This is a genomic window from Neptunomonas sp. XY-337 (assembly GCF_004959845.1).
Taxonomy (GTDB): domain Bacteria; phylum Pseudomonadota; class Gammaproteobacteria; order Pseudomonadales; family Balneatricaceae; genus Neptunomonas; species Neptunomonas marina.
Genome location: NZ_SPLL01000008.1, coordinates 14,479 through 28,265, shown reverse-complemented (window position 1 = coordinate 28,265; position 13,787 = coordinate 14,479). Strand labels below are relative to the sequence as shown.

Below are 13,787 nucleotides of genomic sequence, written 5' to 3'. Positions count from 1 at the left end.
TGTGATGGCAATTCTCCCTTTCGCTGCGTGGCGCTTTATGCAAGGGCAGTGGCTGGTCGGTTTGGTCGATCTCGCTATTGTGGTGGGGATGATTCTGCTGGGCGCCTATGGATACCTTAAGGGAAGTCCGCGCTTGGTGACTATTCTACTCACGCTGATCTATACCGCGGGTATGTTGACGGTGGTTGCTATGCGCGGCAGTGAGGCGCTCTTCTGGGCTTATCCAACGGCTGTTGCCTGTTACTTTATGGTACGGACATTTGAAGCGGCGTCAGTCAGCTGCTTTGCGTTGGTGGTGGTTGGAACACTGGTGGCTGATAGTGTTTCGCCGGTTGTGCTCTCGAGCTTTATCGTTACCTATATCTTGGTGTGTTTGTTTGCTTACCTGTTCTCCACGAAAATGCGTGAAGATCGTTACCGCCTTGAACAAAAGGCCACAATCGATCCGCTAACTGGGGCGAACAATCGCCGTGCTCTGGATGATGAGATTGAGCGCATTGTTAGCTCGGTATCGCGAAACCATCACTCTGCCGCTTTACTGCTGTTTGATATTGACCATTTCAAGCAGATCAATGATCAGTTTGGTCATGCGGTGGGAGATACCTTTTTGAAGGAGTTTGTGCGTTTTCTGCGCCCTACGATTCGTAAGAATGAACGTCTGTTCCGTTATGGCGGTGAAGAGTTTGTGGTTCTGGTGGAAGGCGGCTTAGAGGAGGCTGGCTATCTTGCCGAGCAGGTCAGAAGTCTGTTGGAGGACTCACAACTGATCCCTGGTCATACTGTGACGGTATCAATCGGTGTGGCTGAGTTGGGGATGCTAGAGTCATCACGCGAGTGGATGAAGCGTGCAGATGATGCGCTATACCGAGCGAAGCGCTCTGGACGTAACCGCGTCTGCCTGGCTGAAGCGTCGAAGTCTTGGGAAAGTCAGGTGCTGGATGCGGTTGAGTAACCAGCACCGACCATCGTTATTCGTCTGAGCTGTCTTTCTTATCAGCAACCAAGCGATAGATAACTAACAGCAGAACAGCGCCCGCTGTTGCTAAACCGAAGCTGCCTAAGCTGAAGCTATCTACCTTACCGAATCCGAGTTCGGCACCAACGTAACCGCCCACGATACCGCCTGCGATACCGAGCAGCATCGTCATAAAACAGCCACCTGGATCTTTACCTGGCATCAGCCATTTTGCGACAGCGCCTGCTAAAAGACCCATTATGATCCACGATAAAATACCCATGTTCTTTCCTCTTAAATTTGATGTCGATATGAAACATCAGAGGGGCTGAATATCGAATTAAGCGGCGCCCCCTCGTCACCTTTATTCCTTTTTTGAGAAATCTTTGTTCCAAATTATCTATTTGTTGTTGGGGTTTCCACCTAATAGTCTTAAAGACCTAATAACGATAAAGATGGTGGGAGCGATGCCAACAACCTATGAGCGTATGAAAGTGTTACTGGCGGGGATCTTCTCGATGCTCGTTACGATTGGTGTGGCGCGCTTTGCTTACACGCCGTTGCTGCCCATTATGCAGGAAGCAACTTGGCTCAACGATCAGATGGGTGGGTGGCTCGCTGCCGGTAACTATCTTGGCTATATGGTGGGTGCAATTATTGCGGCATCTGTCAGCAGCCTGATTTTGAAAGATCGTCTATATCGTATCTATTTGATTTTGGCCGTTGTCACGACGGCCTTGATGTCTTTTACCGAGAATGTCTGGCTTTGGTTAGTCCTGCGGTTTGTCTCTGGGATGACGAGCTCTGGTGGTATGTTGTTAGCCTCTGGCTTGATTTTGAACTGGTTGCTGCGCCACCATCAGCGCGCGGAGCTCGGTATCCACTTTGCTGGCGCTGGCTTGGGTATCGTGCTGGTCTCTGTTGTCATCGAGGTGATGGTCAATGTAGCAATAAGTTGGGATCTACAGTGGTTCTATCTTGGCGGCTTAGCACTGCTGCTGGCAGTTCCGGCTTGGCGCTGGATGCCCACACCTGACACGCGCCCTATGACCATTTCGGGCGAGGCGCTTGTCGATGCTCCGCCCAGCCGTTTGTTTATGACGCTCCTGTTGGTCGCCTATTTCTGTGCTGGATATGGTTATGTGATCAGTGCGACTTTTATCGTTGATATCGTCGAGAGCCAGCCAACGCTGACTGGGATGGGGCAGTATGTCTTTTTGCTCGTAGGTCTAGCGGCGATTCCAGCAGCGATTGTATGGGATCATATTGCCCGTGCAATTGGCTACTTGCGCGCATTGGCTTTGGCTTATGGTGTGCAAGTCATCGGTATCGTTTTGCCTGCGCTAACCGATAGCCTTGCAGGTGTGTTTCTTAGTGCCATTTTATACGGTGGTACGTTTATCGGCTGCGTTAGCTTAGTTTTAACAATGGCAGGACGGTTCTTCCCAACCAAACCAGCTAAGTTGATGGGGAAAATGACGCTCTCTTATGGTGTTGCACAAATTGTGGCGCCAGCGCTCACCGGTGCGCTCGCCCAGCAGGCGGGCAATTACAACCTAGGGCTCTATTTGGCCGGTGGCTTTGTGACGTTTGGTACCGGGGTGATTGTGTTGCTGATTATGCTTGAAAAGCGGGAAGCGCGGGCACAAGCGGTAGCCTGACTCTAACCACTGAGTGGCTAGAGTCGGCGAGGGTTTATTTGTTAAGGCTGATATCAACCATCAAGTCGCTCGCGATGTTTTCAAGATCTGCTTGAAGGTCATCTAGGTCGAGTGTTTCGGGTGCTAATAGCTGCGCTTCGGCCTTGAACAACAGCTCTGCAGACATAGACCCTGACACGAGGGCTGTGGTGAGCTGTTCCACATTCACATGGCGCTTTGCCAATGCTTGGGATATCTCGCGCACAATACCCGGCTTGTCGTGGCCGATCAGTTCGATGGTAAGGGGCTGTGTGGGTGGCACATTATCAGCTTGCGTGATCACTTCGCTCGTTACGATTAAACCATCACTCGCCAAGTCGTTAAGTGCGTGCTGCAGCTGTGCTGATTCCGCTTCGTCAATGTCGACGATGACGATACCTGCAAATTTACCTCCCAAGTGAGATAACCCCGACTCCAACCAATTGCCACCATGACTTGCTACCGTTTGGGCAAGGCTCTCTACTAATCCGGGCTTATCGGGCCCGATAACGGATAATACCAGTGACGTCATAATATAGGTTCCTAACTCAGTTTACGGCTAAGCTTATAAAGCTAGCTGCGTGATTCTTCAGTTCCGTTTTAGCAAGAATGGCGTTAAATGTCATACTTTGCTGATTGAAAAAGCCACTTCGCTGGCTAGATGGATCAGTAAAAGTTCTGTTTTTTTTCGCTAGTTATGAAACATTTGTTTTATAAAATCTGAACTTTTAACCATAATTATCCGTCATACATAGAGTATTCAGGTTGTGATCTGCAGCAAACAATACGTTGATCGCTATTTAAGTTATTAATTAGCTGTGGAAAACTGCCGATATAGTGTATCGACTTTTGGTGTATGGGATTTTTAGGTGTTATGAAGAAAGGACCTGACTTAGTAACAGTGGTGGTTATGGCGTTTATTGTTGGTACATTAGCCACAGGGATTTTTTCCCAAACCGACTTTCAATTCTACAATATCGTCGCGCAAGTATTTGATAGAGCAGGCTAGCGATTAGAGAGTTAGTTTGACGTATTAATTTAGATAGATTGCCTCGTCGGTTGCGACACCGACGACAGGCACATCCCAAGCGGCAATAGGCAGCGTGGCTACCCGCTGCAACTCATGCGCTAAGCCGATGAGCTTAGGGCGATTCACATTATGCTGCTTGATAAAAGCGAAGGTGCGATCATAGTACCCGCCGCCCATGCCTAAGCGGCCGCCATCAGCATCAAACCCCACCAGCGGCATCAATACCAGATCGAGTCTGCGCGCATCGCGGATGAAACGAAATGGCATCTTCGGCTCCAAAATACCGTATTTATTTTTGGTCATCGCTGTGCGAGGGCGGTAGCGCACAAACCATAGCCGGTTATGGGCTAGAGGGTGCAAGACGGGAAGATAAACGTGTTTATTGTGCTGCCAGCACCACTGAATAATCGGGTTTGTTTCGATCTCGCCGTCATTTGGGAGATAAATGGCGATATGTTTAGCGGTACGAAAAAAAGCCTGAGTTTTTAAGCGCTTTAGGAGCTGCACGGCAGCACGCTGATGTTGTTTGGCAGATAGTGAGCGGCGACGATGGCGTAACGTCTGACGTAACTGCTTACGTTCTTCAAGTTGCATGAAGGACTCCCCAAGGCGCCGTTACTTATCGTGGCCCTGAACCCGAAGGTTCAAGGAGGAGATCTCCGAGATATATTAGGCTTTCCGAGAACGGACCTGCACACAATACCCACTGAAGAAATCCATACTGTTAATTATCGGCTCGAGGGACGTGACAAGATATCGAACACCCCAGGAAGCAACTCAATTATACCGCGCTTGCGACTAAAGTCAGCTCTTGTAATTTTTTATTTTGATGCTATGAAAACTGAAATAGCTGTATAAAAAACAAGCGCTTAACTTGAAGATGAAAGATCTTCAGGTTGCGTTTTAGCCAGCTTCTCGAGTGAGGAGTCAATTTTTGCGCCCAGCCGCTGGATGCGTGTTTCGATGTGCTCGCGCTGCTCCTCTTTGCTTTTTAACAACTCATGGGAGAGGTTCAAAGCAGCCATAACCGCAACGCGTTCTAAGCCGAGCACCTTGCCGCTATCGCGTATTTCGCGCATCTTTTTATCGAGTAGGTCAGCAGAGGCGAATAGCTCGGCTTCTGCACCATCGGGGCACCCGACCACATACTCTTTGTCCATCAGTTTGATGGCGACCTTGTGCCCACTTTCGTTACTCATGAATTTTGCTCCAGTGTTTTCAGGCGCTGAATCATCTTCTCGACCTGTGCCCGCGTTTGGTCATTTGCTTGCAGAAGGCGCGCACGCTCCTGTCGGTTTTGCTGCTCAGATGCGAGCAAGCGCTGATTTTCGCGCTCCAACTGTTCACATCTGTCCAATAGCTGATCGATCTTCTGCTCAAGGGCAATAAAGTAGTGGTCTGTCATTCCCGCATCCAAATAAAACGCCAAAAAGAACTATAAACACGCGTCCTCAGCCGGTCAAACGCGTCCACATAGCTCTGTATAGGGTAGAATGCTAGGATTATCAACAATAAGCCGCAAGGCAGTACAGCAAACAACCTCGAGAGATATTCATGACGCCCGAGATAAACCCCGAAGCGATCAATTTTGAGATGGTGGCCAATCTGTTGGTCAGCGAAAACGTACAAGTCGTATCACCCGCTGAATTACATGGTTTACTGGTTGGGCAGTTAGCGTCTGGGGCGCGTTTACAAGCGGATATTTGGTTACGCACGGCCTGCGAGCTGATGGAGTTGGCGCAACTAGAGCATGAAACCAGCAAAATTGGCCTATTAGGGCTTTATCAGCAAACACTGGGTCAGCTGGAAGGGGCTGATTTAGACCTCTCGCTGCTGCTACCTGATGATGACTACGGCTTGAGTCAGCGCGTTGAAGCGCTGGGCCGCTGGTGCCAAGGTTTTATGACGGGTTTTGGCTATCAGGGTAAACAGACCGACGCCTCGCTGTCAGCTGAGTCGCAAGAAGCGCTGCAAGATCTATCGCAGATCGCTCAGGTCGCCTCTGAGGTGGAAGAGGATGAAGAGAGCGAAGCCGACTTTGCACAGCTTGAGGAGTATGTCCGCATGGCAGCCTTGATGCTGTTTTCTGAGTGCAATACGCCTGATGAGAAAGCGCCTCCAGCGCCTCAGTTGCACTGATTAATCGTACATAAAAGGAGAGAAAGATGGCGCTGCCGCAGATTAGCTTTGATGAGTTTGTAAGCCGCCGGGCTCGGCTAGCAGAGCAACTGGACGATAACTCAGCGGTTATCGTACCCGCTGCGCGCCTAACAACGCGTAACAGTGATGTAGAGCATCCGTTTCGCCAAGATAGCCACTTTTTCTACTTAACCGGGTTTGATGAGCCGGATGCGTTGCTAGTGCTCTTAAAACAACACGGCAGTGTACGTTACGTTTTATTTTGTCAGCCTCGCGACCCATTAATGGAGATCTGGCACGGTTATCGTCAGGGCCCGCATGGTGCGAAAGCCAACTTTGGTGCTGATGCGGCGTACTCCATCGAAGATCTTGAAACACGGCTTGGTGAATACCTAAACGGCGTTGAATCGCTCTATTTTTGCATGGGGGCACACCACCATACTGAAAAGCTGGTGGAACGTGTGCTGCAAACCATGCGCGGTAAGCGGCGCCAAGGTGTTATCGCACCAGAGCGTTTGATCGATCTATCACATCTTTTAAATGAGATGCGCTTGGTGAAGTCCGAGGCGGAAATTGAGATGATGCGGGCGGCAGGGGAGATCTCAGCGGCGGCCCATGTTCGGGCGATGCAAGCGTGTAAGCCCGGCATGATGGAGTATCAGCTCGAAGCGGAAATCATGCACCATTTCGCAATGCATGGCTGCCGATTACCCGCGTATTCCAGCATTGTGGGTGGCGGAAAGAATGGCTGCGTGCTGCATTACGTTGAGAACTCGGCTCCGTTAAACGACGGTGATCTAGTGCTGATTGATGCCGGTTGTGAAGTGGGTTATTACGCCGGAGATATCACACGTACGTTTCCGGTGAACGGCCGCTTTAGTGAGGCGCAGCGGCAGATCTACGATATTGTCTTAGCTGCACAACGCGCTTGTATTGCAGAGATAAAACCTAGGGTGCCGTGGGAGCAGATGCAGGAGACATCGGTACGCATTATTACCCAAGGGTTGCTGGAACTAGGTATTTTGCAAGGGGCACTGGATGAGCTGATCGCTCAAGAAGCTTACAAACCTTTTTATATGCACCGCTTGGGTCACTGGCTGGGTATGGATGTTCATGATGTGGGTGACTATCGCGTCCATGGCGAGTGGCGTGAACTGGTGCCGGGTATGGTGATGACCGTTGAGCCGGGCATCTATATCAGCCCTGATAACGAAACGGTTGATCCAAAATGGCGTGGTATCGGTATCCGTATAGAGGACGACGTGGTCGTGACAGCGACAGGCTGCGACGTACTAACCCACGCTGTACCTAAAGAGATTGATGAGATCGAAGCCTTGATGGCGCAGGCCTAAACAACATGCAGAACCAGCAAACCGATTATGATCTGATTATTGTGGGCGGCGGAATGGTGGGCGCAAGCCTCGCCGCTGCTTTACTGCCACAAGCGAAGGCGTTGGATCTCTCCATTGCCATCATCGAAGCCGTACCGCTACCCAGCAGGGCGGCTGCGGAGTTCCAGCCAAGTTATGATGCGCGAGCCACGGCGTTGGCCTATGGTTCGCGGCTGATCTATGAGCAGATGGGTGTCTGGGATGCGCTCGCCAAAGGCGTAGCACCTATCGAGCAGATCCATGTGTCAGATAAAGGGCATTTTGGCGCGACGCGTTTAAACGCAAGCGAAGAGCGCGTCCCTGCGCTTGGGTATGTGATCGAGAACCATTGGCTCGGTCAGGTTTTACTGCGCCACATACAGACTCACGAGGCTGCCGATCATGTTGAGTTTCTATGCCCCGCGACGGTGGAGAAGATCACACCAAATGCGCAGCAGATATCGTTAACTCTGAAGCATGAAAGCGGCGAGCAGCAGCTCAGTGCGCAGCTCATCGTCTTGGCGGATGGTGGCCGCTCCACATTACGTGAGCAGTTAGGCATTGCTTACCAAGAAACAGCGTATGGCCAGCACGCCATTGTGGCTAACATCAGCCCTGATCGTGACCACCAAGGTGTGGCTTATGAGCGTTTTACCGATACCGGCCCAATGGCGCTATTGCCGTTGCAGTCGCAGGCAGGCATCGCGCGCTGTGGTCTGGTATGGACGGTATCTGATGCGCAGTTAGACGATATTCTGGCACTCGATGATGATGCATTCATGGCTGCCGTACAGGAGCGCTTTGGCTATCGGGCAGGGCGTTTCATCAAGGTGGGAGAACGTGCCAGCTACCCGCTGAAGCTGACACTAGCAGACGAGCAGGTTCGCCAAGGGTTAGTGGTATTGGGGAACGCGGCTCATGCGCTGCACCCCATCGCAGGGCAAGGCTACAATTTGGCGCTACGTGGCGTGGTTGATTTAGCCGATCACGTGATCGCAACCCGCAAGGCGCAGCAGCCGCTTGGCGGCTTAAGCGGCTTACAGCAGTTCCATACGGCTCGCATGGCTGATCAGCAGCGCACCATCGGCTTGAGTGATAAAACGATGAAGCTGTTCTCGACGGCCAATCCCGCTTTAGCGCTCGGTCGAGATATGGGGTTACAGCTTTTGGATATATGCAGGCCGGCCAAAACGCTATTTGCACGCGGTGCGATGGGGTTGGATATTAAAGCGCCAAAGTTGAAGTAGGAGAGTTCGTTGTGAAGCATACAGACGTGGTGATTGTAGGTGGCGGTATGGTCGGCTTGGCCGCCGCGCTAGCGCTGGCGGAAGCTGGTATCACCAGTGTGGTCTTAGAGCATGGCAGTGCGCCGCTACCAAACCCGTGTGAGGCTGCAATGCAGCAAAATGAGCACGGTTATGACGCACGCGTCAGCGCGCTCACATGTGCTTCGCAAACCTTGTTAGAGGCTTTGGGCGTTTGGGATATCATGGCGAACTTACGTATCAGTCCGTATACCGAAATGGCTGTATGGGATGGCGTAGGTAGCGGTAATATTCACTTCTCTAGCCAAGATCTGCATGAAGCGGCATTGGGCCATATTGTTGAAAACCGGGTGACGGTGGCGGCACTGTTGACGCGGGCGGCGCAGAGTGAACAGGTTGAACTCATCCACGAAGCATCCGTTGCAGGGATGAGCGAGCCAGACGAGAGCGGCTTACGCGTTGTGAGTTGTACAGACGGTGGAACCTTTGCTGCCCCGTTAGTGATCGCTGCGGATGGGGCAAACTCCAATATCCGCCGCTTGGCCTCGATTCCTATGTGGGAGTGGGATTATGGACACCACGCGATTGTGACCACGGTCACCACTGAACAGCCCCACCAAATGACCGCATGGCAGCGTTTTACTGAAACGGGCCCACTGGCTTTTTTACCTCTCGATGACCCACATCACTGCTCAATCGTTTGGTCCACCACTCCCGATCACGCACGCGAGCTATCCGAGCTAGACGATGATACATTCTGCCAGCATTTAACACGTGCGTTTGAAGGCCGCTTAGGGCGAGTGATCGCCACTGATGCGCGTGGTAGCTTCCCATTGCGCCAGCGTCACGCGAAGTACTACGTTAAACCGGGGCTCGCGGTGATCGGCGATGCAGCCCATACTATCCATCCCTTAGCGGGGCAGGGTGTAAACTTGGGTTTGATGGATGCAGCAGCCTTAGCTGAGCAAGTGAGCTTGGCTAAGCAGCGTGGTGAAAACTACGCCAGCGAGCAGGTCCTGAAGCGCTTCCAGCGCCAGCGTCAGCGCGCCAACTTACAGATGGCTGCCAGCATGGAAGGCTTTAAGCGTTTATTTGACAGCGAAATGCCGGCGGTAAAGCTGTTACGCAGCAGTGGAATGAACCTCCTTAACCGTTTAGGGCCTGTGAAGCAGCACATCATGTATCAAGCGATGGGGCTGGGGGATGATCTACCTGTGATCGCACGCCGCCCTGTTCGTCACTAATATTCGACCAAGTGTGAAGCCCAATCGGCTGATCAGCGATTGATCTGGCTAGGGAATCTCGATAAATTGTTTGGCCCTTTTTTGCGGGGCCATCACTCCGCACGGTGATCGTAACAACAATAAGAGTCTCCCAGCATGGCGATAAAAACCGCGTTATTTGAACAGCACCTCTCTGCAGGTGGCAAAATGGTCGACTTCAGTGGTTGGCAAATGCCACTGAGTTACGGATCTCAAATCGAAGAACATCATGCGGTACGCCAGTCAGCTGGCATGTTCGATGTATCCCATATGACGATTGTCGATGTCACAGGTGCCGATGCCAAAGAGTACCTGCAGCATCTGTTAGCCAACGATGTGGCAAAGCTCAGCCAAAAAGGTAAGGCGCTTTACTCTGCCATGCTGAACGAGAGCGGTGGTGTTATAGATGATTTAATTGTCTATCTGATGACCGAACCAAATGTCACCGGTGCTTGGTATCGTGTTGTGGTGAACTGTGCAACGCGCGCAAACGACCTGCGTTGGATGGCAGAGCGAGCAGCTAAGTTTGATGTGGCGTTAACAGAGCGCCCTGAGTTAGCGATGATCGCTATACAGGGGCCTGGCGCGCTTGAGAAAGTTAAGCAGGCGGTTAGCGAAACACGGCAAAAGCTAATTGAGCAACTGAGTCTTTTCCAAGGGGTTGAGTCGGAGGGGTGGTTTATTGCCCGGACTGGTTATACCGGTGAAGATGGTCTAGAAATTATGGTACCAGAGGATGAAGTATCATCTTTCTGGAGTGCGCTTTTGGCGGCGGGTGTTGTGCCTTGCGGGTTAGGTGCGCGCAATACGCTGCGCCTTGAAGCGGGCATGAATCTATACGGTGCAGATATGGATGAATCGATTAGTCCACTATCTGCGGGCATGGCTTGGACCATCGCATGGAAACCCGAAACGAGAGACTTCTGTGGCCGTGATGCACTGGTCGCACAGCGCTCGGCTGGGGTTAGCGATAAGCTGGTGGGGCTGGTCATGGAACAGCGCGGAGTGTTACGTGCAGGTCAGCGCGTGCTGGTTGATGGTGTCGGTGAAGGTGTCATCACTAGCGGTACGTTTTCGCCCACGTTAGGCAAATCGATCGCCATGGCGCGTGTACCATCCGTAACATCAGAGAAGGCACAGGTCGAGCTACGTGGTAAACTGGTTGATGTGGCAGTTGTTCGGCCGCCCTTCGTGCGCAACGGTGCGCAGGTTTATTCTTAACTCAACTGACAGGAATCGTAGAAATGAGCGAGATTCGTAGCGAACTAAAGTATGTGGCGAGTCATGAATGGGTCCGCGATGAGGGCGATGGTACGGTAACCATCGGTATTACCGATCATGCGCAAGAGCTGCTGGGCGATGTGGTTTTCGTTGAGCTGCCTGAAGTCGGTGCAGAGTTCGCTGCCGGTGAAGACGCAGGCGTGGTCGAGTCGGTGAAAGCGGCATCTGATCTTTATGCTCCGGTTTCTGGCGAGGTGGTTGCGATCAACGACCAGCTTGAAGACTCCCCAGAACTTGCCAATTCTGATCCATACGGTGAGGGATGGTTCTTCCGTGTTAAACTATCCGATCAAGCCGAGATGGACGAGCTACTCAGCGCTGATGCATACAGCGATGTGTGCGACGATGAGTCGTAATTAACGTGGCTAAACCCGCGCGAAGTGGGTAGACCTAGCGCTTTTTCTGTCCCGGCTTGTGCCGGGACTTCTATTTATACCGACAGAGAGAATCATGTCATTGAAAACCTTGCTGCTTAATCAGGGCGCTGAGCGCCGTTTACGCGCTGGCCATATCTGGATCTACAGTAATGAAGTAGACAACAAACGCTCGCCTCTAAAACAGTTTGAGCCGGGCGAGCAAGTGCTGGTGGAGGCGAGCAATGGTAAGTCGCTAGGTGTTGCCTATGTGAACCCTAATACGCTGATCTGTGGCCGTATTATCAGCCGCTCGACAAAGTATCGTTTAGATCGATCTCTGCTGGTGCACCGCCTGAATATCGCGCTATCGCTGCGAGAAGCGTGTTTCGATAAACCATGCTATCGCTTGGTGTACGGTGACAGCGATGGTTTGCCGGGATTAGTGATTGACCGTTTCTATGATGTTTTCGTGGTACAGATCTCGACTGCGGGTATGGAAACGGTGGTTGAGGATATCGTCTCGGCTCTGAATAAGGTGTTCACGCCCGAGGCTATCGTGCTGCGCTGTGATGGCAAGATGCGTGCGACTGAGGGTATGGAAAGCTATATCGAGGTTGTGCAAGGCTCGGTAGACGAGCTTTGCCCGCTGGAGGAAAACGGCGTGTCTCTATTGGCCCCTGTACTGACGGGGCAAAAGACAGGCTGGTTCTACGATCACCGCAATAATCGTGCAGCAATGCAGCGCCACTGTGATGGTAAGCGAGTGCTTGATTTGTTTAGTTATGTCGGTGGTTGGGGTGTACAAGCGCTCGCGGCAGGTGCCTCTGAGGTGACCTGTGTGGATGCCTCTGAAACGGCACTCGAGGTTGCCCTAGAGAATGCACGCATTAACGCCGCTGAAGATCGCTTTATTGGTTTGCAAGGGGATGCGTTCGATACCTGCAAAGCGTTGATTCAAGAGAAAGAGAAATTTGATGTTGTGGTGGTTGATCCACCTGCGTTTATTCAGCGTCGTAAAGATATTAAAAATGGTGAGCGTGCCTATGCGCGTATCAATAATCTAGCGATGCGCCTTTTAGATAAAGGCGGTATTTTGGTCAGTGCCTCTTGCTCTATGCATCTGCAGCGCGAGCGGCTTGTGGATATTATCCGCTCTAATGCGCGTGAGCTTGATCGCAGTGCACAGATCTTTGATCAAGGCCATCAAGGTGCGGATCATCCCGTTCACCCAGCCATTCCAGAAACGGATTACTTAAAGTCCTTCTGTGTTCGAGTGCTGCCGAACAACTAAGTCACCGTTAGCTTATATACAACGCTCCGTTTTCGGAGCGTTTTTGTCTCTACCTGAAGGAGTTTATATGCATTATCAAACGTTAGGACATAGCGACCTGCGCGTCAGTCGTACCTGCTTAGGTACGATGACTTTTGGTAGCCAAAACACTGAGCAGGAGGCTTGTGAGCAGCTCGATTATGCGGCTGCTCATGGTGTGAATTTTTTAGATGCAGCAGAGATGTACCCGGTTCCAACGGATGAGAAGTGGCAAGGCCTGACTGAGACCTATATTGGTAACTGGATGAAAGCGCGCGGTAATCGCTCCGATATGGTTGTTGCAACAAAGGCGTCGGGGCCTGCCGATATGGTGAAGTACCTGCGCCCGAATATCTGCTTTGATCGTGCTAATTTACGTGCGGCAGTTGAGGGTAGTTTGCAGCGCTTGCAAACCGACTATATCGATCTATATCAGCTCCATTGGCCAGACCGTAGCAGCAACTTTTTTGGCCAGTTGGGTTATCAACATAACCCTGACCAGCCAGGTACGCCTATTCTGGAGACGCTCACTGCGCTGAAAGAGCTCGTTGATGAGGGTAAAATTCGTTACATCGGATTGTCGAATGAGACGCCATGGGGCGTAATGAAATTCCTACAGTTGGCAGAGGCTCATGGCCTGCCGCGAGTGGTGTCGGTTCAGAACCCATATAACTTACTCAATCGCAAAGATGAGGTGGGATTGGCAGAGGTGCTTCACCGTGAAAATGTGGGTTTGCTTGCATACTCACCCTTAGGCTTCGGTGTGCTATCCGGTAAATACCTCAATGGGCAGCGCCCAGAGGGCTCGCGTTTGGCGCTTTATCCACAATATGAGCGTTACGTAAAGCCTCGCGGTGTTACGGCGACAGAAGCTTATGTTGCGCTAGCGCGGGAGCATGGGTTGAGTCCTGCGCAGATGGCGTTGGCATTTGTAAATAGCCAGCCTTTCTTGGGTGCCAATATTATCGGTGCTACCACACTGGCGCAGTTAGAGGAAAACATCGCAGCAGATGCACTGGAACTGACGCCTGAGTTGATGAGTGCCATCGAGGCGATTCATGAGCAGCAGCCTAACCCAGCGCCCTAGTTGCGATCTCCTCGATAAGGCGCTGCTATAGCTTAGATAGCCAGAAGTGATTAG

At 51.7% G+C, this 13,787-nt stretch carries 16 protein-coding genes and 1 other RNA gene; 11 read left to right on the top strand and 6 right to left on the bottom strand.

Annotation, left to right across the window (positions count from 1 at the left end; genetic code table 11):
* Window positions 1–4 precede the first annotated feature (4 nt).
* Window positions 5–952, top strand: a complete 948-nt coding sequence (locus tag E4L36_RS16220; protein ID WP_206064603.1) for a GGDEF domain-containing protein — start codon at window positions 5–7, stop codon at window positions 950–952.
* A gap of 16 nt (window positions 953–968) precedes the next feature.
* Here E4L36_RS16220 and E4L36_RS16215 read toward each other — a convergent pair whose 3' ends face one another.
* A complete protein-coding gene (locus tag E4L36_RS16215; RefSeq protein WP_136681463.1) occupies window positions 969–1,238 on the bottom strand; it encodes a GlsB/YeaQ/YmgE family stress response membrane protein in 270 nt (89 codons plus the stop codon).
* 184 nt (window positions 1,239–1,422) lie between these two features.
* Between E4L36_RS16215 and E4L36_RS16210 the strand changes: the two genes are divergently transcribed.
* The gene (locus tag E4L36_RS16210; protein ID WP_136681462.1) at window positions 1,423–2,616 is read left to right on the top strand and encodes a YbfB/YjiJ family MFS transporter; all 1,194 of its coding nucleotides are present in this window, start codon (window positions 1,423–1,425) and stop codon (window positions 2,614–2,616) included.
* Between the two features lie 34 nt (window positions 2,617–2,650).
* Here E4L36_RS16210 and E4L36_RS16205 read toward each other — a convergent pair whose 3' ends face one another.
* Window positions 2,651–3,166 (bottom strand): ACT domain-containing protein, encoded by a 516-nt coding sequence (locus E4L36_RS16205; RefSeq protein WP_346763632.1) that lies wholly within the window; start codon window positions 3,164–3,166, stop codon window positions 2,651–2,653.
* Between the two features lie 342 nt (window positions 3,167–3,508).
* Here E4L36_RS16205 and E4L36_RS18100 point away from each other — a divergent pair, with 342 nt between their 5' ends.
* Window positions 3,509–3,643, top strand: coding sequence for a hypothetical protein (locus tag E4L36_RS18100; protein WP_276317528.1), 135 nt, complete (start codon window positions 3,509–3,511; stop codon window positions 3,641–3,643).
* Window positions 3,644–3,667: 24 nt separating this feature from the next.
* On the opposite strand, the gene E4L36_RS16200 is transcribed toward E4L36_RS18100, so the two are convergent.
* The 4 genes from E4L36_RS16200 to E4L36_RS16185 form a co-directional block, all read right to left on the bottom strand.
* The gene (locus tag E4L36_RS16200; protein WP_136681460.1) at window positions 3,668–4,258 is read right to left on the bottom strand and encodes a 5-formyltetrahydrofolate cyclo-ligase; all 591 of its coding nucleotides are present in this window, start codon (window positions 4,256–4,258) and stop codon (window positions 3,668–3,670) included.
* A gap of 3 nt (window positions 4,259–4,261) precedes the next feature.
* A non-coding RNA gene (ssrS, locus tag E4L36_RS16195) (6S RNA) lies at window positions 4,262–4,439 on the bottom strand.
* A 94-nt stretch (window positions 4,440–4,533) separates the two neighbouring features.
* A complete protein-coding gene (locus tag E4L36_RS16190) occupies window positions 4,534–4,863 on the bottom strand; it encodes a cell division protein ZapA (RefSeq protein WP_127695052.1) in 330 nt (109 codons plus the stop codon).
* Complete coding sequence (locus E4L36_RS16185; RefSeq protein ID WP_136681459.1) at window positions 4,860–5,069, bottom strand: TIGR02449 family protein; 210 nt, start codon at window positions 5,067–5,069, stop codon at window positions 4,860–4,862. Before E4L36_RS16185 ends, E4L36_RS16190 begins: the two co-directional genes overlap by 4 nt.
* A 149-nt stretch (window positions 5,070–5,218) precedes the next feature.
* Between E4L36_RS16185 and E4L36_RS16180 the strand changes: the two genes are divergently transcribed.
* The 8 genes from E4L36_RS16180 to E4L36_RS16145 all read left to right on the top strand — a co-directional run bounded on the left by E4L36_RS16180 (window position 5,219) and on the right by E4L36_RS16145 (window position 13,733).
* On the top strand, window positions 5,219–5,803 hold the full coding sequence (locus E4L36_RS16180; RefSeq protein ID WP_127695054.1) for a UPF0149 family protein: 585 nt from the start codon (window positions 5,219–5,221) through the stop codon (window positions 5,801–5,803).
* Between the two features lie 26 nt (window positions 5,804–5,829).
* Window positions 5,830–7,155 (top strand): Xaa-Pro aminopeptidase, encoded by a 1,326-nt coding sequence (pepP, locus tag E4L36_RS16175; protein WP_136681458.1) that lies wholly within the window; start codon window positions 5,830–5,832, stop codon window positions 7,153–7,155.
* Between the two features lie 5 nt (window positions 7,156–7,160).
* Window positions 7,161–8,420: a 2-octaprenyl-6-methoxyphenyl hydroxylase gene (gene ubiH, locus E4L36_RS16170; RefSeq protein ID WP_136681457.1), complete on the top strand. Its 1,260-nt coding sequence runs from the start codon at window positions 7,161–7,163 to the stop codon at window positions 8,418–8,420.
* 11 nt (window positions 8,421–8,431) lie between these two features.
* Window positions 8,432–9,682 carry an FAD-dependent monooxygenase gene (locus E4L36_RS16165; RefSeq protein WP_240770869.1) on the top strand — a complete coding sequence of 417 codons (1,251 nt, stop codon included), beginning with the start codon at window positions 8,432–8,434 and terminating at the stop codon, window positions 9,680–9,682.
* Window positions 9,683–9,817: 135 nt separating this feature from the next.
* Entirely contained in the window at window positions 9,818–10,921 is a 1,104-nt protein-coding gene (gene gcvT / locus E4L36_RS16160; RefSeq protein WP_136681456.1) for a glycine cleavage system aminomethyltransferase GcvT, read from the top strand.
* Window positions 10,922–10,944: 23 nt separating this feature from the next.
* On the top strand, window positions 10,945–11,337 hold the full coding sequence (gene gcvH, locus E4L36_RS16155) for a glycine cleavage system protein GcvH (protein WP_136681455.1): 393 nt from the start codon (window positions 10,945–10,947) through the stop codon (window positions 11,335–11,337).
* A gap of 94 nt (window positions 11,338–11,431) precedes the next feature.
* Entirely contained in the window at window positions 11,432–12,628 is a 1,197-nt protein-coding gene (locus E4L36_RS16150) for a class I SAM-dependent rRNA methyltransferase (protein ID WP_136681454.1), read from the top strand.
* Between the two features lie 67 nt (window positions 12,629–12,695).
* Window positions 12,696–13,733 (top strand): NADP(H)-dependent aldo-keto reductase, encoded by a 1,038-nt coding sequence (locus E4L36_RS16145; RefSeq protein WP_136681453.1) that lies wholly within the window; start codon window positions 12,696–12,698, stop codon window positions 13,731–13,733.
* The last annotated feature ends 54 nt before the right edge of the window (window positions 13,734–13,787 follow it).